Raw genomic sequence first — 24,513 nt, forward strand, 5'->3', positions numbered from 1 at the left:
CTGTCCGTCAGCCCTTCCAGTCCCATGTCGTTGTAGCGCGCGAGGATCTTGTAGCCGGTCTTGCGCGAGATATCGAAGTCCCGGCACAGCACCGCCATCTTCTCGCCGTCCAGCAGCCGGGCGATGAACTTCAGCCGTTCATCCATGACGTTACACTCCTTCCAAGGCACCTTGCTCTCCTTGCAAAGGGCCAAAAGTGTAACCCATCTATCCGGAATGAACTGTCACCCATCTCTCGGGAAGGGCACTCAAGGTCTTCAGAGTTTTCAGGACGGCCGAAAATCGGCTGACCTACGGCCTGTGCGCACGCCCGACATGGCTAGGCACCGATCTACTCGGGAAAACCCCCGGCGAGGACCAGCATAGGACGCGCTTCGCTCTGTTACGGTGACAGTGCACTTTTTCCTTCTGTACAGCGCATAGTTGTCAGGCGAGAAGAACAATTGTGCCCGCTCCTAACCTCATTGCGCCACATGATAAGGCACGCTGGGAACGATCACCATGGCGAGGCCAGCCATGCGCTCAATCCAGGAGCGACGGGCTTTGCCAAAAGCCGTTATAGCAAATTTGCGCACTGCCACCGTAGTTCCCTGTCGTCGTAGGCGGTTGTCAGGCCAAGTCGATATATATTAGCAACAGCTTGTATTTCTCGATGCGCAGGCAGATAATATCGATCGGGCATTTGAGGGACTGTCCGATGCGTTGGCCCTTGTTCGTCATCGCGCTCATCATTGGCTTCATTCTCTGGGACCGCTTCGAGAACGACGGCACCTATACCGCCGGAATCGAACGGAGTTTCCATGAGGCATCCTTGGACATGCCGGGTAGTGGCGGGTGGAAGCCACCGGTAATCACCTTCAACCGTAATATGCTGAAGCATTGAGCCACGGCTTTGGAGTGTGGAGAGACCGCGGCGCAAGGAGTTGCTGCGGAACTATCCCCACCCACCCCACATGGGCCAAATTCTCATAGCCATTGCACCGCCGAATTTTGCTTTGCGGGTTGGCCGCCCTGCCTTAGCCTCGCTGCGCAACACCTTGCCCACAAGCCGATAGCCGGACCTGCCGTGCCCCTGAAAGCCACCGCCCATATCGAGGCCATGTCCGCTTTCGCGCTGGCGAATTTCGGCGGCTTTGATCGGCCGACACTGGCCCAGAACGAGAGCGCCTTCCCGCCCAGCCCCAAGGCGATCGAGGCCGGCCGGGACGCCGTGGCGCGCAGCCACCTTTATCCCGACCCGGACTGGACCTTGCTGCGCGACGCGATCGCCAGGGCCTATGGGGTCGAGCGCGATCTTATCCTGTGCGGCGCCGGCTCGATGGAGCTGATCGCCTGCACCATCGCGGCCTTCGCCGGTCAGGGCACGCAAGTGCTGGGCACGGACTTTGCCTATAATTTCGCCGCCTCGGCCGCCGCGCGCGTCGGGGCAGCCTATGTCAAGGCGCCGGAGCGCGGCTTTGAAGTCTCGATCGACGCCATCCTGGCGGCGGTGACGCCCGCGACGCGCATCGTGTTCGTCTGCAATCCGGGCAATCCGACCGGCACGCGAATCAAGAACGCCGAGCTGCTGCGCCTGCGCGCGGCACTTCCCGGCGACGTTCTCCTGGTGATCGACCAGGCCTATGGCGAATTCGACGACCAGGATTCGCGGGCCGTGTTCGCGTTGGCCGGGCGCGGCGACACCATCGTGCTGCGAAGTCTGTCCAAGGCCTACGGGCTGGCCGGCGCGCGCATCGGCTGGGGGTTGTTCGCGCCGCAGATCGCCGCCGAAGTGCGCAAGATGCAGAACTCGAACCAGGTCTCGACGGTGAGCCTTGCCATGGCCGTCGCGGCCGTCGAGGACCAGGCCTATACGCGCGCCATCGTGGCGCGCACCGCCGACATCCGCGACCGTTTTGCGCAGGGCTTGCGGGCCGCCGGATACGAGGTCCCCGAAAGCCGGACGAATTTCGTCCTGGTCCGCTTTGCCGACGCGGCGGCAGCCACTACCGCCGACAACGCTTTGCGCGGCGCCGATATCGTCGCGCGCAGCCTCTCCGGTTACGGCCTCACCGACTGCCTGAGGATAACGGCCGGGCCGCAGGACGTCATGGACCGCACGCTGCGCGCCCTGACCGCCATGCGCGGCCGGCAATGCTGGTAGGGCTCCATCCGAGGGGATTTTCAAGAAGTGACGTCACATATGCCGTATCTGCCCGCCCGCGATTTCATCGGCTATGGCGAGCAGCCTCCGCGGGCTGAGTGGCCCGGCGGCGCGAAACTGGCGCTCAACATCGTCGTCAACTACGAGGAAGGCGCGGAATACTCGATCGGCGAAGGCGACGGCGTTTCCGAAGCGATCCTGTCCGACCTTGCCGTGGCGCCCGCCGCACCCGGCCTGCGCAACCGCAACATGGAATCGCTTTACGAATACGGTTCGCGCGTCGGCGTCTGGCGGCTGATCTCGCTGTTCCAGGACAAGGGCGTGATCCCGACCTTCTACGTCGTCGGGCGCGCGCTGGAGCTCAACCCGGCGGCGGGCAAGGTGATCGCGGCACTTGGCAGCGACATTGTCTGCCATGGCTGGCGCTGGATCGACTACGCGCCGCTCCGCGAAGAGGAAGAGCGCCAGCATATCGCCATGACGGTGGATGCGGTCCGCAAGGTCACCGGCATCGATCCGCAGGGCTGGTACACCGGCCGGCCAAGCCTCAACACGAGGCGGCTGGTGGTCGAACATGGCGGCTTCCTGTTCGACTGCGACGACTACAATGACGACCTTCCCTATTTCGTCGATGTCGGCGCCAGGCGGCACCTTGTCGTGCCGCACAGTTTCGACAACAACGACAGCCGTTTTTCGCGCGGTTCAGGCCTCGAGACGGGCAGCCAGTTCTTCGAATATGTCAGCGACGGCGTCGACTGGCTCTTGAAGGAAGGCCAGAAGACCCCGCGCATGATGACGGTGTCGCTGCATTGCCGGCTGGCGGCGCGGCCGGGTCGCATGATCGGGCTGGAGCGCTTCCTCGACAAGGTCACGTCCAATCCGGACGTCTGGGTTTGCCGCCGCTCCGACCTCGCCCGCCATTGGCTGGACCGGTTCGGCGGCTGAGCCGTCGGCGGCACGGTCGCAGCCGACCAATTCTCACGCAATTGCGGCCACTACGAGCGCAGCCGCTTGCCTTCGGGGTCGAAGGGCGGATGCGCGAGCAGCACCGCGTCATGCGGCTGCCCGAGGATGGCGACAGTCACCTTGTCGCCGGCCTTGGCGGTTCCGGCCTTGACGTAGCCCATCGCCAGCGACTGATCGACGAAATAGCCATAGGCGCCGGACGACACCTGGCCGATCGGCGTGCCGTCCGGCAGGAAGATCGGCTCGCCGCCGGTGGCGTCGGCGTCCTTGGCCGAGACGGAAAGCATGATCAGTTCGTCCCGCGCCGGCTTGTCGGCGACGGCGAGATAGGCTTCGCGGTTGAGGAATTCCTTGTCCGTCTTGATCAACCTGTCGAGCTTGACCTCCTGCGGCCAGTATTCCGGCGAATATTCCCGGCTCCAGCTGCCGTAGCCCTTCTCGACGCGCAGCGACATCAGCGCCCGCGAGCCGACCGGCCCGGCGCCGACTTCCGCGCCTGCCTTGAGCAGCGCGCCATAGAGTTCGACCTGGTCGGCTGCCTGGCAATGCAGCTCCCAGCCAAGATCGCCGGTGAAGGAGACCCTGAGCGCCACGACATCGACGCCGGCGACCGTAATTTGGCGCGAGCGCATGAACGGGAAGGCCTCGTTCGACAGGTCGTCATTGGTCAGCCGCTGCAGCAATTCGCGCGATTTCGGCCCGGCGACGTTGAAGCCGCCGAGATCCTCGGTGCGCGAGCGGAAGGTCGTGCCCGCCGGCAGCGGCACGGATTTGAAGAAGCGCTGATGAAAACGCTCGGCCATGCCCGAGCCGATCACCATGAGCTCGTCTTCCGCGAGCCTCGTCACGGTGAAATCGCCGGCGATGCCGCCGCGCTTGCCGATCAGCGGCGTGAGACAAGAGTTGCCGACCTTGGTCGGCATGCGGTTGGCGAAGACCATATTCAGCCAGGCTTCCGCGTCCGGCCCCTTCACCTCGTATTTGGCGAAATTGGAGATGTCGATGATGCCGGCATGCTCGCGCAGCATGCGGGCTTCGCGGCCGACCGGCGCCCACCAGTTCTGGCGCGTGAAGCCGATCGTCTCCTCGCGCGGCTCGCCTTCCGCGGCGAACCACAGCGGATGTTCCCAGCCGAAATTGAGGCCGAACACGGCGCCCATTTGCTGCTGCATCTCGTAGACCGGACGGGTCCGCACCGGACGGCCGGCGGCACGCTCCTCGTTCGGGAAATGGATCTTGAAACGATGGCTGTACTGGTCCTGCACGCGGGCCTTGGTGAAGGCCTTGCCGGCCCAATGGCCGAAGCGCGCCATGTCCCAGCCGAACATGTCGAGCGTCGGCTCGCCCTCGATCATCCATTCGGCCGCGAGCTTGCCCATGCCGCCCGACTGCGAGAAGCCCGGGATGATGCCGTTGCAGCAGAAATAGTTGCTGAGCTCCGGCACCGGCCCGAACAGCACCGCGCTGTCGGGAGACCAGATCATCGGGCCGTTGATCACCTTCTTGACGCCGGCGGTAGCGGCAGCCGGGACGCGCTGAACGGCGCGCATCATGTTCTCCTCGATGCGGTCGAGATCGTCAGGGAACAGCTCGTGGCCGAAATCCATCGGCGTGCCGTCCTCGGCCCAGAATTTCATGTTGCGCTCGTAGGCGCCGATGAGCAGTCCCAGGCCCTCCTGGCGGAGGTAATATTCGCCGTCGCGATCGGCGACCGAAGGCAGGCGCCGGCCCATCGAGGCGATCTCGGGAATGGTCTCGGTGACGAAATACTGGTGCTCGGTCGGGATCAGCGGCAATTGCAGCCCCGCCATGGCGGCGACCTCCCTGCCCCACAGGCCGGCGGCGTTGACCACCCATTGCGTGCGGATGTCGCCCTTCGGCGTGCGCACGATCCAGCTGCCGTCGGCTTGCGCCTCGGTCGCCGTGACCGGCGTGAAGCGATGGATCTCGGCGCCGCGCTGGCGGGCCCCCGCGGCATAGGCCGCCGTCACCCCCGACGGGTCCACATTGCCGCCCTCCGGCTCATACATGATGCAGCGAATGCCGTCGAAATCGACCAGCGGATGCAGCCGCTCGGCTTCGTCGCGGCCGACTTCGTAGAAATTCATCTTGTAGCGCCGCGCCTTGGCTTCCTGCAGCCTCAGCTGATGCTCGCGCGCCTCCGTTTGGGCGAGGTAGAGCGAGCCCGGCTGGAAGATGCCGCAGCCCTGGCCGGTCTCGGTCTCCAGCTCCTTGTAGAGCGCCATCGTGTAATGCTGCAGGCGGCTGATATTGGTTGAATCATGCAGGCCGTGGATGTTGGCGGCCGCGTGCCAGGTCGAACCGGAGGTCAGCTCGCTGCGCTCCAGGAGGACGACATCCGTCCAGCCGAACTTGGCGAGGTGATAGAGGATCGAGCAGCCGATCAGACCGCCGCCAATGACAACGGCTTGTGCATGAGTACGCATATCGAGGTTTCTTCCCTTTGTTCGGCGACTTGTCTCGCGTTCTTCGAAACGCCCTGCGAGTTGGTTTAGCCGACTGGGCAATCACAGTCGCCGGCGAATTCAGGGGCGCAACACGCGCCCCTGAGATACTTGCTGCGATTGACCGCTTCAGGCCTTGTCCAGCCAGACCTTGTCCAGCTGCAGTTCGAACGTCTGATGCATGCCAAGGTTCTTCACATAGGCGGCGTGGTGACGGTAGAGCGAGCGCCAGAACGCCTGGACGAGGATGCCCGAGTCCTGCAGGGTGAACTCGACGTCCTTCATCAGCTCCTTGCGCTTCTCCGGGTCGGCGATGGCCATCGCCGCGTTGAGCTTCTTGTCGAAGTCCGGATTGGCGTAGCCGGACTCGTTCCACGCCTCGCCGCTGCGATAGGCGATCGCCAGCACCTGGACGCCGAGCGGCCGCATGCCCCAGTCGGTGGTCGACCACGGATATTTCGTCCAGTCGTTCCAGAACGAGGAGCCCGGAATGATGGTGCGCTTGACCTTGAACCCGGCATCGCGCATCTGCGCGGCGACGACGTCGGCCGGATCCTTCACATAGTCGGCGTCGTAGGAGATGAGCTCGAACTCGTGGTCCGTCTGGCCGGCCTCGGCCATCAGCGCCTTTGCCTTGGCGAGGTCGCGCGGGACTTTCGGCAGCTCGTAATATTCCGGATGGATCGGGCAGACATGGTGGTTTTCAGCGACCTGGCCCAGGCCGCTATAGCCGAGCTTGAGCACCGTCTCGTTGTCGACGGCGAGCTGGATGGCGTTGCGCACCCTTTTGTCGTCGTAAGGCTTGTTGGTCACGTTGGTGCGCAGCACGATGGTGCCGGCGGTGACGACCGGTTCCTTTACCAGGCCCATGCTGTCGTAGAGATCCACCGTGCCGCCGACCGTCTGGTAATTGCAGTCGATCTCGCCGGCCTCGAAGGCACTGGCGATCGCCGGGTTGGATGCGTCCGACCCGTAGTCGGTCCAGTCGACGCCGTCGAGATAGGGCTCGCCGCCGAACCAGGTGAAGTCCTTGCGCCGCCGCACCGAGGCGGACTCGCCGACCTTGTAGGAGATCAGCTCATAAGGGCCGGTGCCGGGCGTCTTCAGCATGTCGGCTCCGTTCTTGTCGAAGTCGCGATGGACGATGACCGCCGGATAGTCGGAAAAGCCCGGAATGATGGTGACGTCGGACTGATTGCATTTCAGCTTCACCGTATGGTCGTCGACCTTGGTGATGGCGCCGGTGGCCGCCTTCTTGGTGGCGGCATCGATCAGCGAGCTCATGCGCCCGGCCATCGAATTGCCCTCGGCTGCCTTATCGCACCAGCGTGCGATGTTGTAGACGATGTCGTCAGCGTTGAAGTCGTCACCGTTCGACCATTTCACGCCCTTGCGCAGATGCAGCGTGTATTCGGTGGCGTCGTCGCTCACCTCCCAGCTTTCGACCAGATGACCCTCGAAGGTGAAGTCGGTGGTGTAGCGGATCATGTAGTCGTTGCACTGGCGCATGACGTTGGCGATTTCCGACCAGTCCCAGGCGCGCGGATCCTTCATATCCTTGATGATCATCTGCATCTTCAGGATGCCGCCCTTCTTGCCGGGCACGATCGTAACGGCCTTGGCCGGCTCGATCCCGGCCATCGAATAGGCGAGCGCCGTGGAAGCGCCCATCACGCTTGCCATGGCCAGGAATTCGCGGCGGTCCATCCGGCCGCTTTTGACTTCGGCTGCGTAGCTTTCGATGACCGTCGGGACGCGGTCACCGTTGCTCTTGAACATTGTCATCGTTGTTCTCCGGTTCAGGGCTTTCCGCCCGTTACATTCCCCTTGCGGTTGCGCATGTTAGGGGCGATGCAAAAATCCCGGAAGGGCTCGGCCTTTCACAAACCGCAGAAAGCCGGCCTTAAAGGCCTAAAAAAACAATGTCATTGGCCCGTCAAATTTTTGAATGCGATAGCGCTGCCGCGTCTAATGCATGTCGCGCAAAAGTGTGCAGCGGTTTTGCGATAACGACATGCATGAAAACAAAGGCTTAAAGCGCGTCGCCTGAATCCGCTTCAGCGCGACGCGCTTTAGGCAGCGTCTTCCTTGGCTCTGGACAGGATCCATTCCTTGACCGTGCGGGCGATGTTTCCCTTCGAAAGCTGGCTCTCGGTCAGATAGTAATTCCAGGGGCTTGGCGGCCGGACCGGAAACGGCTCGACGAGCAGCCCTCGGCGCATATAGGCATGAGCCAGCGAGCGCTGCGTGGCGACGAGGCCGGCCCCCATGGCGGCAAGCTCGAGCGCGATGTTGGAAGCATTGGTCGACAGGCCCTTGTCGTGGTCCTCCAGGTCGACGCCGAGCGCATCGGTCACCACCTGCCAATATTCCTGGCGGCCATGCACGAAGATCCAGTCCACCTTGAGCATATCCTGTGGCGTCTTCAGCGCATGCTCGCCCTCGAGCACGGCGGGAGCGCAGAGCAGGACCAGTTCGTCGTTCCAGAGCGGGATCGCCGAAGGCGGCCTGTCGTCGAAGCGCCGCGTTGAGATGGTGATGTCGGCGATCTGCTCGCTCAAGTCTTCCCAGATCGTGCCGTGCAGCACGATCTCGATCTCGGGGTGCTTCTTGCGGAAGGCGGCCATGCAGCCGGCCAGCCAGTTCTCGGCAAGGCTCATCGGGCAGGAAACGACCACCGTGCGGTTGCGCGAGGACGCGACGATCGCCTCGGTCGCCTGGTCGATCTGGTCGAGCGCCTGGCGCAAGGTCGGCAGGAACGCCTCCCCCATCTCGGTCAGCTTCAGGCTGCGCGGATAGCGGATGAACAGCTGCCGGCCGATATAATGTTCGAGGGCACGCACATGCGTGCTGACCGCCGCTTGCGTGTAGCCCAGTTCCTTGGCCGCCGTGGTGAAGCTCAAATGGCGGGCCGAGCTCTCGAACGAGCGGATATAGTTCAAAGGGGGCGGCGGCTTCATCCCGGTCTCCTAAAACCAATTCCAGGAAAGTGTAAGCGGTTTGGGCTCGGCGTTTTCGCCGTAACCTTCCGTCCGGAATTGCGTCAAAACAAAGCACTAGAGCCGTTCGCCGTTTCCGTGAAACAGCGAACCGCTATAGCTATCGCATGGGCAACCGGCCATTCAATCGCAGACAAGCGACATGGCATCAATATTTTTGGTCAAAGCCGCCAAACTAATCGCGTGCTTGCGCGATGAACCCAATTTAATGATGTTGTGGAGAGACAGGGGAGATTAGCGCGTGGCTGTGCCGTCATACCGGCGTGAGGGGCCTGTCGTCAGTTCCGATACGTTCACGCGCCTCGCTGATTTCGTGCTGCGACGCCCCGCTTCCGTCTTCCCCCAGCCGGTGCTGGAACAGGCGCGTTACCTGCTGCTCGACACGCTCGGCATCGCCATCGCGGCCGGGCCGATGGACGCGGGCCGCATCGCCCGCGACGCCGCCGTGCTGCTCTATGGTTCAAGCGATCCACAATATTCGGCCCGCATGCTGTTCGACGGACGCCGCGCCAGCATTGCGGGCGCTGCCTACGCCGTCGCCACGCAGACCGACAATCTCGACGGCCACGACGGCTACAGCCCGACCAAGGGCCATATCGGCGTCGCGGTCGTGCCGGCGCTTGCCGCGCTCGCGGAGGCGAGGCCCGACCTTACCGGACCGGAGGCGCTGGCGTCCCTGGTGATCGGCTACGAAGTCGCCGGCCGGGCCGGCATCGCCTTGCATGCGACGGTGAGCGATTACCATACCTCGGGCGCGTGGAATGCCTTGGGCGTGGCCGCCGTCGCGGCACGCCTGCGGCGGCTCGACGAAACGCAATTGCGCGAAGCGCTCGGCATTGCCGAGTATCACGGCCCGCGCAGCCAGATGATGCGCGAGATCGCCACGCCGACGATGCTGCATGACGGCTCCGGTCCCGGCGCCCTCATCGGCCTTTCGGCGGCGGTGCTTGCCGAGCGCGGCTTCACCGGCGCGCCGGCGATCACGGTGGAGGCGCCTGACGTCGCGACGCACTGGCAGGATCTCGGCGTCTTCTGGCAGGCGCTGCACCAATATGTAAAACCCTACCCGATCTGCCGCTGGGCGCATGCGGCGATCGACGCGGTGCGCGGACTTTGCCTGGCGCACAATCTCGCCCCTTCCGACATCGCCCATGTCCAGGTCAACAGTTTTCACTATGCCGCCACGCTGTTCGACGGCATGCCGGACACGACATCGAAGGCGCAATACAGCCTGCGCTTTGCCGTCGCGACCTTCATCATCCATCGGCGTATCGGGCTCGAGCATATTTCCGGCGCCGGGCTCGCCGCCGCCGCGGTCGCCGACATGCTCACCCGCATCGCGGTGACCGAATCCGAGCGCCACAGCGCCCGCTTCCCGGCCGGCCGCTGGGCCGACGTCGTCATCTCGACCACGGACGGACGCGTGCTGGCGTCGGGCGACGTGCATGCGCGCGGCGGCCCCGAAGCGCCGATGTCGAGGCGGGACGTCGAGGCGAAATACATGGAGTTCGCCGCACCCGTGCTCGGAACCGGCCGCGCCGCGGCGATCCGCGACGCGGTGCTCTCGCTCGACGACCGCGACAGCCGCTTCTCCGATCTCTCGGCGCTGCTCTACGATCCTCCCAAGACTTTGAGCTGAGCGCGCTATGCCCCTCAGGCTTCTGAAATACGGTCTCAGCAGGGACTATCCGGTCAGCGGCGACATCCCCGCCACGCCCGAGCTGAAGCCGGCCTACGACGTCGTCATCATCGGCGGCGGCGGGCATGGACTGTCCTGCGCGCATCATCTTGCCAAATATCACGGCATAAAGAGCGTGGCGGTGCTGGAGAAAGGTTACCTCGCCGGCGGCAACACGGCGCGCAACACCACCACCATCCGCTCCAACTACATCACGCCGGAAGGCATCGCCTTCTACAAGGAGGGCGTCGAGCTGTTCGAGCGCCTGTCGCAGGAGCTCGACTTCAACGTCATGTTCTCGCAGCGCGGCCAGCTCACGCTGGCGCATAGCGAGGCTACGATACGCAGTTTCCACATGCGCGCCGAAATGGGCAAGCATATGGGAACGCGCACCGAAGTCGTCGACCAGAAGGGCGTCGAGGAACTCTGTCCGTTGCTGAACATGGATTATGGTGGCCCGCTCGAAATCCTCGGCGGGCTCTGGCATGCCGACGGCGGAACGGCGCGCCACGATGCCGTTGCCTGGGGCTACGCCGCCCAGGCGTCGCGGCGCGGCGTCGAGATCCATCAACGCACCGAGGTGCAGGGCTTCGAGGTCGTCGGCGAGCGGGTCCAGGCCGTCAGGACGAACAGGGGCCGCGTCACCTGCGGCCAGGTGCTGATCGCCACCGGCGGCATGAACTACGACGTGGCGCTGATGGCCGGCGTCGAGCTTCCGATCCGCTGCTACCCGCTGCAGGCGATGGTGACCCAGCCCCTGAAACCCTGGCTCAACACGCTGGTCTCGTCGGTGTCGCTGCACACCTACCTCGTGCAGTCCTCGCGCGGCGAGGTCGTCATCGGCGGCGGATCCGATCCCTACCAGCTCTACTCGACGCGCTCGACACTCGACATGAAGGAGCACCTCGCTGAAGGCGCCCTCCACCTCTTCCCCTTTCTGCAGGGCGTGCGGCTGCTGAGGCAATGGGCCGGCATCACCGACATGACGCCGGACTACAGCCCGATCATGGGCGCGAGTCCGCTCGCCAACCTGTGGCTCGACTGCGGCTGGGGCACATGGGGGTTCAAGGCGACGCCGGTTGCTGGAAAGCGCATGGCGCAGACCATCGCCGACGGCCGTGTGCCCGACATCCTGAAACCATTTGCATTGGAGCGGTTCGAAACCTTCAGGCTGCTCAATGAAATGGGCGCGACCGCAGCGAGCCACTGACGATGAAACTGCTCACCTGCCCGATGAATGGCCCGCGCAACATCGACGAGTTCCAGTCCTTCGGACCGGTGCGCGCGAGGCCCGACCCGAACGAGACCGCAGACAGGGAGTGGTCGCGGCACCTGTTCCGCGCCGAAAACCGCAAAGGCATCGTGGTCGAGTGGTGGCGGCACGTGCCGAGCAACTATTTCTTCCTGGCCGAGCGCGATCTCGTCAGCAACGAGATCATCCGCACCTTCGACGCTTCCGAGCAACGGGACCGCGCATGAACCGGCTGCCCGCCCCTTTCGGAATCCGGATCGATCGAAGTCGCCGCATCCGCTTCACCTTCGAAGGCAAACCGTTCGAAGGTTATGAGGGCGACAGCATCGCCAGCGCGCTCGCCGCTTCCGGTCAATGGGTGCTGTCGCGCTCGTTCAAATACCATCGCCCGCGCGGCATCCTGTCGATGACCGGGGCCGACGCCAACGCGCTGGTGCAACTGCCGTCCGAACCGAACGCCGCCGCCGAGCGCACGCCGATCAGCGAAGGGCTGCGGGTCAGCGCGCAGAACGTCAACGGCTCGCTCGAGCGCGACCGCGACGCGATCATGGACAGGTTCGGCCGCTTCCTGCCGGTCGGCTTCTATTACCGCGCCTTCATGGGTCCGCGCCGCGACAGCTGGCTGAAATTCTGGGAGCCGATCATCCGCCGCAAGGCAGGCCTGGGCGTGGTCGACACCAAGGCTCCGCATCGGCATTTCGACAAGACGCACCTGCATTGCGACGTGCTCGTCGTCGGCGCCGGCCCGGCGGGACTGAGCGCCGCGATTGCCGCTGCGGAGGCCGGAGCCGATGTTGTGCTGTGTGACGAGAACCCCGAGATCGGCGGCTCGTTGAGCTACGGCCGCTACGATCCAGCCACCCTCTCCGGCCCGTCGTCGCGACTAGAGGCGCTGCCCAATCTCAAGGTGTTGACCGGCACCGTCTGCAACGGCTGGTACGAAGACAACTGGCTGCCGCTGATCGAAGGCGACCGGCTTCACCGCACGCGCGCCCGCGAGGTGATCCTGGCGACTGGCGCCATCGAGCAGCCGGCCGTCTTCCGCAACAACGACCTGCCGGGGATCATGCTCGGGGGTGCGGCCCAGCGGCTGATCCGGCACTATGGCGTGCGGCCCGGTCAGGGCGCCGTGGTTCTGGCCGCGAATGAAGACGGCTACCGGACGGCGCTCGATCTGCTGGACGCAGGCATATCGGTGGTCGAGCTCGTCGATCCGAGACCGGCCGGCGAGGCCGGCCCGCTGGAGGCCGAACTCCGCGGCAGAGGCGTCGCCATCCGGAAAGGCGCAACCGTCGAGGCAGCGGAAGGCACGGCCGGCAACCGCCACCTCGCCCGCGTCCGTGTCGGCGGAAGCTGGATCGCCTGCGACCTGCTGACGGTTTCGATCGGCCAGGCGCCGGCATGGCAGCTGCCGTGCCAGGCCGGCGGCAAGGTCGGCTACGACGCCGGCACGCAAATGATGACGATCACGCACCCGGAAGGTCCCGTCCAACTCGCCGGCGCCGTTGCCGGAACGGACGCGTTGCAGGACGCAATCGCCAGCGGCCGACGCGCGGCTGCAGCCGCGCTTTCGCGGCTCGGCCATGCGGTGGCGACAGAACCTCCGGTCACGCCGAAGAGCGCTCGGCCGCGCTATATGCAGCCGATCATCGCCGATCCCAAGGGACGCGACTTCGTCGATTTTGACGAGGATCTGCAGGTCAAGGATCTGCAGAACGCGACCAGGGACGGCTACCGCGAGATCGAGCTGGTCAAGCGCTTCACCACCGTCGGCATGGGCCCGAGCCAGGGACGTCATTCGGCCCTGGCCACCGCCCGCATCGTCGCCGAGGCAACCGGCCGCACGGTCGGCGAGATCGGCATCACCACGGCGCGTCCTCCGGTCGGACCGGAAACGCTCGGCGTGCTCGCCGGCCACCACGAGGTTCTGGAGCGCCGCACGGCGCTGCATGCGCGGCACGTTGCGCTGAACGCCGCGATGAAGCCGGTCGGCGCATGGTGGCGGCCTTATTACTATGGTGACGCAAGCAGCGTTGAGGAGTCTGTCCGGGAGGAAATCCTGGCCGTGCGCGAAGGCGTCGGCCTGCTCGACGTCTCGACGCTCGGCAAGCTGGAGATCCGCGGGCCGGACGCCGGTGAATTTCTCGACCGCCTCTACACGATGGCGCATGCCAACCAGCCTGTCGGCCGCGTCCGCTACTGCCTGATGCTCAACGAGATGGGCTCGGTGATCGACGACGGCGTCGCCTACCGGATGGCCGAGGATCAGTTCTATGTGACGGCGACCACCGGCGCCGTCGCGCGCGTCTATGCCGACATGCTGTTCTGGAATGCCGAGTGGCGCCTGAAGATCGACGTGCTCAACTTAACCGGCGCATTCTCGGGCCTGAACGTCACCGGACCCAAGGCGCGTCAGGTGCTCGAAGCGCTGGAGAGCGACATCGACTTCAGCCGCGACGCTTTCCCCTATCTGAGTGGCCGCGACGGCACCGTCGCCGGGGTGCCGGTGCGGGTCATGCGCATCGGCTTCACGGGCGAGCTCAGCTATGAATTGCATTGCCCTGCGAGCCTGGCGCCCAGCCTCTGGGACGCGGTGATGGCGGCGGGCCGACCGCATGGCCTGCGTCCCTATGGGCTGGAGGCGTCGCGCATGTTGCGCCTGGAGAAAGGCCATATCCTGATCGGCCAGGACACGGATGCGATCACCACGCCCGACGAGCTGGGCTTCGGCTGGGCGGTCTCGAAGAAGAAGCCGTTCTTTATCGGCAAGCGGTCCATCGAGATGCGCGCAAGGCTCGGGCAGACCCGCAAGCTGGTCGGCCTGCAATTCCCCGCCGGCGCACGGAACATCCCCGGCGAAAGCTGCCTGGTGCTGCGCGGCGGCGCCCCTGTCGGCCAGATCACATCGGTCGGATACTCGCCGTCGCTCGGACGCCATATCGCGCTCGCCTATGTCCATGTCGACGACCAGGCGGAAGGCAGCCGCGTGACGGTTAAGTGCCGCAATGGTGTACTGGTCGAGGCGTCGGTCGTCGCCCATGCCTTCTTCGACCCGACCAACGCGCGGCAGGAGATCTAGATGGCCGCCGGCACCGCGACACGCGTCTACCCCTTCATGCCCGGCGGCGCGGCCGACGGCACGAAGCTGATTTCCGGCGCGGTCGCGCTGGGCGATCTTACAGACAAGCCGCGCTTCGGCCTGAAAGGCGGCGGCAGCGCCGCCTGGTTCGCCACGCAAGGGATTCCGCTCCCGGCCGTCAATCGCATCGGTGACCATCGCGGCATGCGGGTCCTGCGCCTCGGCAACGAGGACATCCTGCTTCTCGCCGAGGACGCCGGCGAGAAGCTCGCCGACGTCAAAAACACCTGGCATGCTGCGGCGGCGCCGAAAGGCTACTCCTCATGGCGCGAGGAAGGCTGGGCGTGGATGCGCCTTTCCGGTCCTCGCCTTGCCGAAGCGATGAGCAGTCTTTGCGCGCTGGACCTGAGACCCCAAAAATTCGGTGCTGACGATATCGCACAAACGCGCGTCGGCCATATCGAGGCCGTGACGTTTCGTTCGCCGGCGGGTTTCGACATACTCTTCGACATCACCGCTTCGGCCTACTTCGCCCGCGCCGTCGCGGCGGTGGCCGGCCACGCAGATCAGCATAGAGGATAGTCATGACCCGCCCGCAAGGAACCATCGCCCCGATCCTGACGCCGTTCGAAGGCGATGGCCGCATCGCGCGCGATCTCTGGATATCCCACGCCAAATGGGTGCTCGGCCAGGGCGCGCATTTCCTCTCTCCCTTCGGCACGACGGGCGAAGCGCTGTCGGTGTCCCTGCGCGAGCGCATGCAGGCGCTGGAATGGCTGGTCGAGGCCGGCATCGCGCCGGACCGGCTGATGCCCGGCACCGGCGTCACCGCGCTGCCGGAAACGGTCGAATTGTCGGCCCATGCCGTTGGCCTCGGCTGCGCTGCCGTCATGGTGCTGCCATCCTTCTTCTACACCGGCGCCGGCGACAACGGTCAGGCGCGTTACTACAGCGAGCTGATCGAGAAGGTGGCAAAACCTTCGATGCGCGTGATCCTCTATCACATCCCGCAGAACTCCGGCGTGCCGGTCAGCCCCGCCCTGACGGCCAGGCTGAGCAAGGCCTTTCCGGACACGGTCGTCGCCTACAAGGACAGCGCCGGCGACTGGAACAACACGGCCGCCGTCATTGCCGCCGCGCCCGGTATTTCGGTCTTTCCGAGCTCCGAGGCACAGCTCACCAAGGGCCTCGCCAGCGGCGCGGCCGGCTGCATTTCGGCCACGGTCAACCTGAACGCCGCCGCCATCCGCCGCCTCTATGACGCGACCCGCAAGGGCGAGGATGTCGCCGAGGCGGATGCCGCCATCAAGGCGTTCCGGAAGGTGATCCAGGATGCCGGGCTGATCCCGGCGATGAAGGCCGTGCTTGCGGTCAAGTCCGGCGACCGGCGCTGGCTGAACCTGCGCGCGCCGCATGAGAATGCGACGCTGGAAAACGGCCGGGCGCTGCTTGCCGCCCTCGGCAGCGCCGCCGACCATATCGGCCGCAGTTGAGGTCGCGATGTCGGCGCGCCCAACCGTTATCCTGCACACCGACAAGCCGGCCGGCGCGCTTGCCTTGCTCGCCGAAGCGCATCCGGACCTCGATGTCCATGCCAGCGACACCTATGCCGGCCTCCCCGCGCTGATCGAACAGACGGGCGCTGAGGTGGTCTATTCGATCCGTTTCGACGGCACGCCGCGCTATCCGCGCCAGGCGCTCGTCGAGAGCCCGACGGTGAAATGGGTGTCGATCGGCGGCTCCGGCACCGACCATCTCGGGCGCTGGGATCCGGCGCATGTGACGGTGACGAACTCGGCCGGCGTCGCCGCCGGCATGCTGGCCGAGTATGCGCTGGGCGCCATGCTCTCCTTCTCGCTCGACCTGCGCGGTTTCGAGCGCCTGCAGCAGGCCCGCCAATGGGGCGGCGGCCGCGTCGAGCCGATCGATGGCAAGACCGTCCTCATCCTCGGCCTCGGCAAGACCGGCGAGGCCGTCGCGCGCCGCGCGCAGGCTATGGGCATGCGCACGCTCGGCATCCGCGCGCGACCGAAAGCGATGCCGGCGCTCGACGAGGTGCATGGTCCCGACGCATTACTGGCATTGGTTGGCCGTGCCGATTTCATCGTCTGCTGCGTGCCATTGCTGCCCACAACGCGCGGCTTGCTTGGCAAGGCCGCCTTTGCCGCCATGAAGCCGTCCGCCGTGCTGATCGACATTTCGCGCGGCGGCGTCGTCGAGGAAGCCGCACTGCTCAACGCGCTCGACAGCGGGCGGATCAAGGGCGCGGCGCTCGATGTCTTCGCCACCGAGCCGCTGCCGGCCGGGCATCCGCTCTGGGCTTACGAGAACGTCGCCGTCACCCCGCATTGCGCGGCGGTCTATGACGGCTGGGACATCAAGTCGGTGCGCATGTTCGCCGACAATCTGGCGCGCTACCGCAAAGGCCAGCCGCTGGAAAACGTGGTCAATCCGGAACGCGGGTACTGAAGCCGGAAGGGAACAAGCTTATGTCACAGGACAGGCGTGGCGGCGGTCGCCGATCGAAACTCGGGCGCAGCGGTGGTGGCATCGCGCAACTGCCTTGGCAGAGCGTGAAAAACCCCTACCCGCCCATGCAGCTTCTCGACGAAGAGCGCATGGAACAGCTGCACAAGACCTCGATGCGCATCCTGTCGGAGCTCGGCATCCGCGTCATGAGCGAGAAGGTGATGGACCTGTTCGCCGCTGCCGGCGCCGTCGTCGATCGCGAGGAAAAGACCATCAGGATCGATGAAAGCCTGGTGACCGAGGCGCTGCGCAACGTTCCCTCCTCCTTCACGCTGACTAGCCGCAACCCGGAAAAGCAGGTCCATCTCGGCGACAATTCGCTGGTTTTCGGGCTGGTCGCCGGACCGCCCAACGTGCATGACCGCATCAATGGCCGCCGCCAGGGCAATCTTCCCGACTACCAGAACTTCATCCGGCTGGCGCACCACTTCAACGCCATCCACATCATCGGCAACCAGGTGGTGGCGCCGATGGAGCTGCCGGCCAATGCGCGTCACCTCGACACTTACCACGCCAATCTGACGCTCAGCGACCTCTCCTTCCACTGCACCGCGATCGGCCGCGCCAGGGCAATGGACGGCATCAACATGATGGCGATCGCCCGCGGCATCAGCGTCGAGGAGATGCGCGCCTCGCCGGGCGTGACGACGATCATCTCGATCAACTCGCCGCGCCTGTTCGACGATGCGATGGCCGAAGGCTTGATCGCCATGGCCGAGCACGGTCAGCCGGTGACCATCACGCCGTTCACCCTGATGGGCGCGATGACGCCGGTGACGTTGGCCGCCGCCCTTTGCCAGCAGAACGCCGAAGCGCTGTTCGGCATCGCGCTGACGCAGCTGGTCAATCCCGGCACGCCGGTGATGTATGGCGCCTTCACCTCCAATGTCGACATGAAGTCCGGCGCGCCGGCTTTCGGCACGCCAGAAAACGCCAAGGCCAACATCATCGCCGGCCAGTTGGCGCGGCGCTACAATTTGCCCTACCGCACCTCCAACGCGAACGCCTCCAACGTCGTCGACTTGCAGGCGGCCTACGAGACAGAAATGGCGACCTGGGGCGCGGTGCTCGGCGGCGCCAATTTGATCTATCACGCCGCCGGCTGGCTCGAGGGCGGCCTGACGGCGTCCTACGAAAAGCTCGTGCTCGACGTCGAGATCCTGCAGAACATGATGGAGTTCCTGCGCCCGCTGCCGTTCCAGGAAGACGATCTCGGCTTCGAGGCGATCAAGTCGGTGCCGGCCGGCGGCCATTTCTTCGGCGCCGAGCACACCATGTCGCGCTACACCACCGCCTTCTACCAGCCGATGCTCTCCAACTGGCAGAACCATGGCGCGTGGCAGGAAGCAGGCGGCAAGGACGCCTTGGAGAGGGCGACCGAGCTCTGGCAGCAGGCGCTGCACGACTATGAGGAACCGGTGATGGACCCCGCGATCCGCGAAGAGCTCGACGCCTATGTCGCGCGCCGCCGCGAGGAGATCGCCGCCAATCCGGAAAGCTAGCCGCCCCATGCCCTATGATCTCCTCATCCGCCACGCAACGCTGATTTCCGGAGACGGTTCTGACCGCTTCGAGGCAGACATCGCCGTCACGATGGGCCGGATCGCCGCCATTGGCCGGCTGGACGATGCGCGGGCCATCGAGGAAATCGATGCCAAAGGCAAGGTGGTGGCGCCAGGCTTCATCGACGTGCATACCCATGACGACGGCGCACTGCTGGCGCCGCGCGGCATGGACCCGAAGATCAGCCAGGGCGTGACGACGGTGATCGCCGGCAATTGCGGCGTCAGCCTGGCCCCGCTGCTGCTCGACGGGACGCCGCCTCCGCCCTTCACGCTGGTCGGCGGCCGCGAGAACTTCCGTTTCGACCGCTTTGCCGACTATGTCGCGGAGCTGAAGCGCCGCGGCATCGCCACCAACGCTGCGCTGCTCGTCGGCCACACCACCTTGCGCCAGCGTTGCATGCCGGTGACCGACCGTCCGGCCAATGAAGCGGAAACGGTGGCGATGCAGGAGGCGGTCGCCGAGGCGATGGCCGAGGGCGCCTTCGGCCTCAGCACCGGGCTCGACTATCCGCCTGCCGTCAACTCATCGACCGACGAAGTAAAGGCCTTAGCCGCCACGGCGGCCGGCCTCGGCGGTCCCTATGTCACTCATACGCGCAACTATTTCGAGGCGATGGACGAGGCGATCGAGGAAGCGATCGACATTGCCGATCATGCTGGCGGCAAGCTGTTCATCTCACACCACCAATGCACCGGCCGCGCCAATTTCGGCAAGAGCCGGCCCTCGCTGGAAAGAATCGATCGGGCGCGCGAGACGATGGACATAGGCATGGACGTCTATCCCTATGCCGCGAGCTCGACGGTGCTTCGGCTGGAGCGCTGCGACACCGGCTTGAAGATCCTCGTCACCTGGTCCGATCCGCATCCAGAGATGGCCAGGCGCGAGATGGCCGACATAGCGCGCGAATGGAACTGCACCGAGCGTGAGGCCGGTGAGCGTCTGCTGCCGGCGGGTGCTGTCTATTTCCAGCTCGACGAGGACGACGTCCGCAACATCATCGCGCATCCGCGCACGATGATCGGCTCCGACGGTCTGCCGCACGACATCCATCCGCATCCGCGGCTGTGGGGCACCTTTCCGCGCGTGCTCGGGCACTACGCGCGCGATGTCGGTCTGTTCAGCCTGGAGGAGGCCGTGTCCCGCATGACCGGCCTGCCCGCGCGTGAGTTCGGCATCCAAGAGCGCGGCATTCTGGCGGAAGGCAATTTCGCTGACCTCGTCATCTTCGATGCCGAGACGATCATCGACGCCGCCACCTTCGAGGAGCCGCGCCGACCCGCCACCGGCATCGAACATGTCTTCGTCAACGGCGTATCGGTCTGGCGCGGCGGCAGGGCGACCGGAGCGCTGCCGGGTGCGGTGCTCAAGCCTTCGGCTTCAAAGATGGTCGTCAGAGGCGGGTGCGGCTGCGGCGCCGATCACAGCGCCTCGTAAATCCGGTCGACGCTCTCCAGCGTGTAGGTAAATTCCACCGGCCGGGTGCAGCGCCACCCGTCGAAGGACTGGCCGGCGAACACCTTCAGGGCTTCGGGCAGATGCAATATACCGCCGCCATAGAGCCGGTTCGCCATGTCGAGCATGCCGGTGCGGTGCATCGCCTCCGTCATGCTGCCGCAGGCTTCCTTGACCAGCCACACGCGAAAGCCCTGGTAAACCGCGTCGAACACGCTTTCGGTCACGCAGCTGTCGGTCAGCACGCCGGCGACGATGAGATTTTCGGTGCCGAGCGCGGCGAGCCGTTGCGAAAGCTCGGTGCGGCGAAAGGCGCTCGGCCAGTGCTTGTGGATGACGATGTCGCCGGGTTGGGCCGCCACCTCGGCGCAGATCGCGGCGCCGTCGCTGCCCGCGATCGCCGAGCGGAATTCCTCGGTGAGGATCTCTTCCTGCCGCGCATAGCCTTCACGCTCTTCCGGCTTGACCCAGGCCTGCGCATGAATGACGGGCACGCCCGCGGCCCGAGCGGCCTCGATCAGCGCGGCGGCATTGGCAAGCACGGCGTCATAGCCGACGACCGGCCAGGCCGCATTCAGGCGGTATTCGTTCTGCAGGTCGATGACGAGCAAGGCAGTCTTGGCGAGGTTCATGGCTGGTCCGGTGAGTTGTCGAAATCGGTGACGAAACGCAAGAGCAGCCGGATCGCCTGATCGAGGTCGGCGATCTCCATCGCTTCATGCGGGTTATGGCTGCCGTTCTCGTTGCGCACGAAGAGCATCGCGGTCGGAATGCCGGCGCCGGCGAATGTGGCTGCATCGTGCCCCGCCCCGCTCGGCACATGCGGCGCGCGCATCTGCAGCGCCGCGGCGGCGCGGTCCAACCTCGCCATCAGCGCCGACGACATGGTCGCCGGCTCCCAGGTGAAGCGCGGGCCAGGCTCGAAGGTCACCCCGCGTTTGCGGGCAACCTCGGCGAGGATGGTCTGAAGCCTGGCCTCGATCCGCTCCAGGACGACAGCTTCGGCGCTACGCACATCCAGCGTGAAGCCAAGCTCGCCCAGCACCCGGCTGCCGCCATGCTGTGTCGGATCGGACTGCACGCGGCCAAAAGTAATCGTCGCCTCGTGGCCATCGCGTTCGAGCGCGTCCCATTCGTTTTCGAGCGAGGCAACCAGATCGGCAAAGCCGAGCACGCTGTCATGGCGGGCAAAGCGCGGCTCGGCGCCGGAATGGGCATAGGCGCCAAGGCATTTCGCGTCGACATAGCGGAAACCGCCGGCGATCCCAGTGACGATGCCGACCGGCGCTCCGGCGGCAATTAGGCGCGGCCCCTGCTCGATATGCACCTCGACGAAGGCAGCGATCCGGCCGGCATCGATGCCCGGCACCCCGCGTCGCACGGCGTCGGGATCGAAACCTTCCTCGCGCATATGCTCGGCCAGCGTGCGGCCGCTATCGGAGCGCCTGGCTTCGAGCGCCTGCGGCTCCAGCAGGCCAAGCGCCGCCTGGCTGCCGGGATAGGAGAGCGGAAACCAGACCGCTTCCTCGGCGCGAGTCGCCAGCACGATGAGGTCGCGCGACAACTGGATATCTTGCCCGACCAGTTCGGCCATCACCGCCAGGCCCGCCACGACGCCGGCGGCGCCATCGAAATTGCCGCCATGCGCCACACTGTCGAGATGCGAGCCGATGACGATCGCCGACAGCTCCGGGTTAAGGCCGCTGAGCGTCAGATAGACATTGCCGGCCGCGTCGACGCGCGCGGCCGCGCCGAGCTTTTCCGCTTCCGCTCGCACGAGATCGTGGGCGAAGCGCTCGCCCGGCCCGTAAGCGACGCGCGTGATCCCCGGCGCATCGGTGGTGGCTTGCGCGAGTGTCTCCAGGAGACGCCCGGCCAGCCTGCCGCCGGCCGTCAATGCGGCGCTGCTCATGAGGCGGCCAGCCGAGCCTGAGCACCGCGCAGCCGATGCGGCGTGAGTTCCGCAAGCGAGACGCCTTGCCTCGCGACATCGTCCGGCAGGCCGTCGTCGGCGATCAGGCTGGCGCAGACACGCGACAGCGCCGGCGAGGTCTTGATGCCGTAGCCGCCCTGCCCGACCAGCCAGACGAAATCCGGAAACTCGTCGTCCGGACCGACCACCGGCGAGCCGTCGGCGACGAACGTCCTCAAACCCGCCCAGGAGCGCGAAACGCGTTGCACCTCGATCGTCGTCGCCCGTTCGAGACGCTCGGCGCCGATCGCCACATCGATGTCTTCGGCAAAGGCGTCCACCGGCTCCGATGATGTCGCATCGGCCGGCGAGACAAAGAGCTGCCCGGCATCCGGCTTGAAATAGAACTCCGCGCCGATATCGTTGACCAGCGGCCAGTCGCTAATGTCGAGACTGGCCGGCGCTGGAATGTTGAAGGCGGTGCGGCGCTTCGGCTGCAGGCCGACCGGACGCACTCCGGCCATCGCCGCGATCTCGTCGCCCCAGGCGCCGGCCGCATTGACGATCAGCGGCGCAAGAAATGTGCCCGCTTCCGTCTCGACCCGCCACTGTCCGCCCTGCCGCCCGATGCCTCTCACGCCGGCCTTGGTGACGATGCGCGCGCCCCGCGCCCGCGCTCCGCGCAAGAACCCCTGGTGCAGGCCGTTGACGTCGATATCCATCGAATGCGGTTCGATGTAGGCGCCGGCGAGATAGTCCTCGCGAAGCACCGGCACGCGCGTGATCGCTTCGGCCGGCGTCATCGCCACGATCGATGGCACCAGCGCCTGCGCCGCCTCCAGATCCTCGCGCAGCAGGTCGAGCTGGTCGGCCCGCGCCACGGTGATCATGCCGCGCTTGCTGAGCAGCGGATAATCGCAAAAACCTGTCGGCGGCTCGGTAAGAAACGCCCGGCTTGCCAGCACGATGCGGCGGATGACGCCATTGCCGTAGTTCTCGGTGAAGCTTGCGGCCGAACGTCCCGTGGTGTGGTAGCCGCAATGGCTCTCACGCTCGAGCAGCACGACTTTCGAAGTGCGTGAAATCTCGAAGGCGGCACCGGCGCCGGCCATGCCGCCGCCGATGACGATCACCTCGGTCTGCTCGCTCATGGTTGCCCATCCTTTGAAACTGTTTCGCGCTGCACCGCAGGCGGCTCGCCCAGGCGGCCGCGCCGGGCTCGATCGCGGGCGCCACGTCCCTCGGCCAGATTCTCGGCCACTGAATTCTGTGACGCGCATTCGCGCAAGGCGAGACCGGTGACGAAAGGCACCGGCTTGCCGGCGATCTCCATGCCCTTCAGCCGCGCCCAGACCGCGCAGCGTTTGCGCACCTGATGCGACTGCAACTCGCTGATCTCGGCGATCCCGCTCTCCCGCTTGATCTGCACCGCGCCGGCCTCGACAGCTGCGTCGAACAGCTCCAGCCCGCGCTTGGTGCGCACGATGATACCGTTGAGCGGCTCATCCTCGACGGCTGGTCCGCCATTCAGCCAGGAATCCGATACCGCGATATCCGCCACCTGGCCGATCGCGTCGGGGCAGATCTTGCAGCGCGGCTGGATCATCCATTTGTCCTCGTCCTCCCAGAGCTGCCGGTAGCTGATCTCAAAGGCGCGGCCGTCGCGAGTTTCGATGCGGTTGAGTCCGGGATTGCCATGGCCCCGGTAGCGGAAGAGAGCAAGCTCCTCCTCGCCGAGGCCAAAACGCTGCAGCACCTGTTCCGACTTGGTCAGGTCCGAGGCGCCGCCGCAGACGAAGGCGAGCGCATAGCGCATATGCTCGTCAACGCGCGGATCGAGCCGCGCCAGATTGCGCACGGCGGTGATGTCGCAGGGCTTGGCGATCAGCGCGAACGGCTCGCCGCGGTCGAGAATGGCGTTGAAATCCACCAGCGTCGCCGCCGGCCCATAGCGCGAGCCGGCGCCTTCGAGCACCGAGGCGGCGTCGAAGCTCAGCTTGCGTTCCGTGCGCATCGGCATGGAACGCGAAGCCGCGACATGCAGCACGAACTTGACCCGGCCCGAGTTGAGCAGGAATTGGCCGAGCGCCGTCAGCGTCCCGCCGCCGGAACCGACGAACCGCACGCTGGGATCGCCGGCGAAGCCGAGCACCAGCCGTTCGACCGATCCCCAGACCGTGTCCGCCGACGCGGCGTCATTCATCTGCGCCGGCGGCGGACCGGCGATGCGCGTTCCCGGGCAGACGGCGTTGATCTTCGCCAGTGTCGGCTTGTCCAATGTCCGCAACGCCACCGGCCGCTCGCGTCCTTGCGGCGTCATCACCATGTCGACGTCGCCGGCACCGGCGATAGAGTGGCAAAGGCCGCAGCCGATGCAAAGGCCGTTCTCGACGATCTCGCCGAGCGTCAGAGGATCGGTCGAGGGCGACATCGACCCTTGGCTCTGGCTTCTTTCGATCAGGCCCATCGCGG

General features: G+C 65.6%; 20 protein-coding genes. 12 read left to right on the plus strand and 8 right to left on the minus strand.

Features of this window, described 5'->3' with window-relative positions; genetic code table 11:
• Positions 1-146: helix-turn-helix domain-containing protein (locus tag FJ956_RS22910; protein ID WP_140781987.1), on the minus strand; the 146-nt coding region annotated here is incomplete at its 3' end.
• Between the two features lie 551 nt (positions 147-697).
• Here FJ956_RS22910 and FJ956_RS22915 point away from each other — a divergent pair.
• The 3 genes from FJ956_RS22915 to FJ956_RS22925 all read left to right on the plus strand — a co-directional run bounded on the left by FJ956_RS22915 (position 698) and on the right by FJ956_RS22925 (position 3,088).
• On the plus strand, positions 698-883 hold the full coding sequence (locus tag FJ956_RS22915) for a hypothetical protein (RefSeq protein ID WP_140678272.1): 186 nt from the start codon (positions 698-700) through the stop codon (positions 881-883).
• Positions 884-1,066: 183 nt separating this feature from the next.
• Positions 1,067-2,143 carry a histidinol-phosphate transaminase gene (locus tag FJ956_RS22920; RefSeq protein ID WP_246672084.1) on the plus strand — a complete coding sequence of 359 codons (1,077 nt, stop codon included), beginning with the start codon at positions 1,067-1,069 and terminating at the stop codon, positions 2,141-2,143.
• A gap of 39 nt (positions 2,144-2,182) precedes the next feature.
• Complete coding sequence (locus FJ956_RS22925; protein ID WP_140678270.1) at positions 2,183-3,088, plus strand: allantoinase PuuE; 906 nt, start codon at positions 2,183-2,185, stop codon at positions 3,086-3,088.
• 50 nt (positions 3,089-3,138) lie between these two features.
• Here the strand turns inward: FJ956_RS22925 and FJ956_RS22930 are convergent, their stop codons facing one another.
• The 3 genes from FJ956_RS22930 to FJ956_RS22940 form a co-directional block, all read right to left on the minus strand.
• A complete protein-coding gene (locus FJ956_RS22930; RefSeq protein WP_140678268.1) occupies positions 3,139-5,556 on the minus strand; it encodes an FAD-dependent oxidoreductase in 2,418 nt (805 codons plus the stop codon).
• A 147-nt stretch (positions 5,557-5,703) separates the two neighbouring features.
• Positions 5,704-7,359 carry an ABC transporter substrate-binding protein gene (locus tag FJ956_RS22935; RefSeq protein ID WP_140678266.1) on the minus strand — a complete coding sequence of 552 codons (1,656 nt, stop codon included), beginning with the start codon at positions 7,357-7,359 and terminating at the stop codon, positions 5,704-5,706.
• A gap of 287 nt (positions 7,360-7,646) precedes the next feature.
• Positions 7,647-8,534, minus strand: coding sequence for a LysR substrate-binding domain-containing protein (locus tag FJ956_RS22940; RefSeq protein ID WP_140678263.1), 888 nt, complete (start codon positions 8,532-8,534; stop codon positions 7,647-7,649).
• A gap of 280 nt (positions 8,535-8,814) precedes the next feature.
• Between FJ956_RS22940 and FJ956_RS22945 the strand changes: the two genes are divergently transcribed.
• The 9 genes from FJ956_RS22945 to FJ956_RS22985 are packed head-to-tail and all read left to right on the plus strand — an operon-like array spanning position 8,815 to position 20,111.
• A complete protein-coding gene (locus tag FJ956_RS22945) occupies positions 8,815-10,212 on the plus strand; it encodes an MmgE/PrpD family protein (RefSeq protein ID WP_246672083.1) in 1,398 nt (465 codons plus the stop codon).
• Between the two features lie 7 nt (positions 10,213-10,219).
• Complete coding sequence (locus FJ956_RS22950) at positions 10,220-11,461, plus strand: FAD-dependent oxidoreductase (protein ID WP_140678261.1); 1,242 nt, start codon at positions 10,220-10,222, stop codon at positions 11,459-11,461.
• Between the two features lie 2 nt (positions 11,462-11,463).
• The gene (locus FJ956_RS22955; protein WP_140678259.1) at positions 11,464-11,730 is read left to right on the plus strand and encodes a sarcosine oxidase subunit delta; all 267 of its coding nucleotides are present in this window, start codon (positions 11,464-11,466) and stop codon (positions 11,728-11,730) included.
• Positions 11,727-14,582, plus strand: a complete 2,856-nt coding sequence (locus FJ956_RS22960) for an FAD-dependent oxidoreductase (protein WP_140678255.1) — start codon at positions 11,727-11,729, stop codon at positions 14,580-14,582. Before FJ956_RS22955 ends, FJ956_RS22960 begins: the two co-directional genes overlap by 4 nt.
• Positions 14,583-15,164: a hypothetical protein gene (locus FJ956_RS22965; RefSeq protein ID WP_140678253.1), complete on the plus strand. Its 582-nt coding sequence runs from the start codon at positions 14,583-14,585 to the stop codon at positions 15,162-15,164.
• A 2-nt stretch (positions 15,165-15,166) separates the two neighbouring features.
• A complete protein-coding gene (locus FJ956_RS22970; RefSeq protein WP_140678250.1) occupies positions 15,167-16,075 on the plus strand; it encodes a dihydrodipicolinate synthase family protein in 909 nt (302 codons plus the stop codon).
• A gap of 7 nt (positions 16,076-16,082) precedes the next feature.
• Positions 16,083-17,051, plus strand: a complete 969-nt coding sequence (locus FJ956_RS22975; RefSeq protein ID WP_140678248.1) for a D-2-hydroxyacid dehydrogenase — start codon at positions 16,083-16,085, stop codon at positions 17,049-17,051.
• 20 nt (positions 17,052-17,071) lie between these two features.
• The gene (locus tag FJ956_RS22980; RefSeq protein WP_140678246.1) at positions 17,072-18,613 is read left to right on the plus strand and encodes a trimethylamine methyltransferase family protein; all 1,542 of its coding nucleotides are present in this window, start codon (positions 17,072-17,074) and stop codon (positions 18,611-18,613) included.
• 7 nt (positions 18,614-18,620) lie between these two features.
• Positions 18,621-20,111: a D-aminoacylase gene (locus FJ956_RS22985; protein ID WP_140678244.1), complete on the plus strand. Its 1,491-nt coding sequence runs from the start codon at positions 18,621-18,623 to the stop codon at positions 20,109-20,111.
• Here FJ956_RS22985 and FJ956_RS22990 read toward each other — a convergent pair.
• The 4 genes from FJ956_RS22990 to FJ956_RS23005 are packed head-to-tail and all read right to left on the minus strand — an operon-like array spanning position 20,096 to position 24,508.
• A complete protein-coding gene (locus FJ956_RS22990; RefSeq protein ID WP_140678242.1) occupies positions 20,096-20,761 on the minus strand; it encodes an isochorismatase family protein in 666 nt (221 codons plus the stop codon). The genes FJ956_RS22985 and FJ956_RS22990 overlap by 16 nt on opposite strands.
• Positions 20,758-22,041: a Zn-dependent hydrolase gene (locus FJ956_RS22995; protein ID WP_140678240.1), complete on the minus strand. Its 1,284-nt coding sequence runs from the start codon at positions 22,039-22,041 to the stop codon at positions 20,758-20,760. The genes FJ956_RS22990 and FJ956_RS22995 overlap by 4 nt, the downstream gene beginning before the upstream one ends.
• Complete coding sequence (locus FJ956_RS23000; protein WP_140678238.1) at positions 22,038-23,192, minus strand: FAD-binding oxidoreductase; 1,155 nt, start codon at positions 23,190-23,192, stop codon at positions 22,038-22,040. Before FJ956_RS23000 ends, FJ956_RS22995 begins: the two co-directional genes overlap by 4 nt.
• The gene (locus FJ956_RS23005) at positions 23,189-24,508 is read right to left on the minus strand and encodes a Coenzyme F420 hydrogenase/dehydrogenase, beta subunit C-terminal domain (protein WP_140678236.1); all 1,320 of its coding nucleotides are present in this window, start codon (positions 24,506-24,508) and stop codon (positions 23,189-23,191) included. Before FJ956_RS23005 ends, FJ956_RS23000 begins: the two co-directional genes overlap by 4 nt.
• Positions 24,509-24,513: the final 5 nt, after the last annotated feature.

Source organism: Mesorhizobium sp. B2-4-3 (assembly GCF_006442815.1).
Classification (GTDB): Bacteria; Pseudomonadota; Alphaproteobacteria; order Rhizobiales; family Rhizobiaceae; genus Mesorhizobium.

Bases quoted from the DNA above. Each gene is read 5' to 3' on its own strand.
- FJ956_RS22980 (WP_140678246.1), top strand. From the start codon at position 17,072: ATGTCACAGGACAGGCGTGGCGGCGGTCGCCGATCGAAACTCGGGCGC.
- FJ956_RS22935 (WP_140678266.1), bottom strand. From the start codon at position 7,359: ATGACAATGTTCAAGAGCAACGGTGACCGCGTCCCGACGGTCATCGAA.
- FJ956_RS22930 (WP_140678268.1), bottom strand. From the start codon at position 5,556: ATGCGTACTCATGCACAAGCCGTTGTCATTGGCGGCGGTCTGATCGGC.
- FJ956_RS22975 (WP_140678248.1), top strand. From the start codon at position 16,083: ATGTCGGCGCGCCCAACCGTTATCCTGCACACCGACAAGCCGGCCGGC.
- FJ956_RS22925 (WP_140678270.1), top strand. From the start codon at position 2,183: ATGCCGTATCTGCCCGCCCGCGATTTCATCGGCTATGGCGAGCAGCCT.
- FJ956_RS22965 (WP_140678253.1), top strand. From the start codon at position 14,583: ATGGCCGCCGGCACCGCGACACGCGTCTACCCCTTCATGCCCGGCGGC.
- FJ956_RS22955 (WP_140678259.1), top strand. From the start codon at position 11,464: ATGAAACTGCTCACCTGCCCGATGAATGGCCCGCGCAACATCGACGAG.
- FJ956_RS22990 (WP_140678242.1), bottom strand. From the start codon at position 20,761: ATGAACCTCGCCAAGACTGCCTTGCTCGTCATCGACCTGCAGAACGAA.
- FJ956_RS22985 (WP_140678244.1), top strand. From the start codon at position 18,621: ATGCCCTATGATCTCCTCATCCGCCACGCAACGCTGATTTCCGGAGAC.
- FJ956_RS23005 (WP_140678236.1), bottom strand. From the start codon at position 24,508: ATGGGCCTGATCGAAAGAAGCCAGAGCCAAGGGTCGATGTCGCCCTCG.
- FJ956_RS22970 (WP_140678250.1), top strand. From the start codon at position 15,167: ATGACCCGCCCGCAAGGAACCATCGCCCCGATCCTGACGCCGTTCGAA.
- FJ956_RS22960 (WP_140678255.1), top strand. From the start codon at position 11,727: ATGAACCGGCTGCCCGCCCCTTTCGGAATCCGGATCGATCGAAGTCGC.
- FJ956_RS22950 (WP_140678261.1), top strand. From the start codon at position 10,220: ATGCCCCTCAGGCTTCTGAAATACGGTCTCAGCAGGGACTATCCGGTC.
- FJ956_RS22995 (WP_140678240.1), bottom strand. From the start codon at position 22,041: ATGAGCAGCGCCGCATTGACGGCCGGCGGCAGGCTGGCCGGGCGTCTC.
- FJ956_RS22940 (WP_140678263.1), bottom strand. From the start codon at position 8,534: ATGAAGCCGCCGCCCCCTTTGAACTATATCCGCTCGTTCGAGAGCTCG.
- FJ956_RS22915 (WP_140678272.1), top strand. From the start codon at position 698: ATGCGTTGGCCCTTGTTCGTCATCGCGCTCATCATTGGCTTCATTCTC.
- FJ956_RS23000 (WP_140678238.1), bottom strand. From the start codon at position 23,192: ATGAGCGAGCAGACCGAGGTGATCGTCATCGGCGGCGGCATGGCCGGC.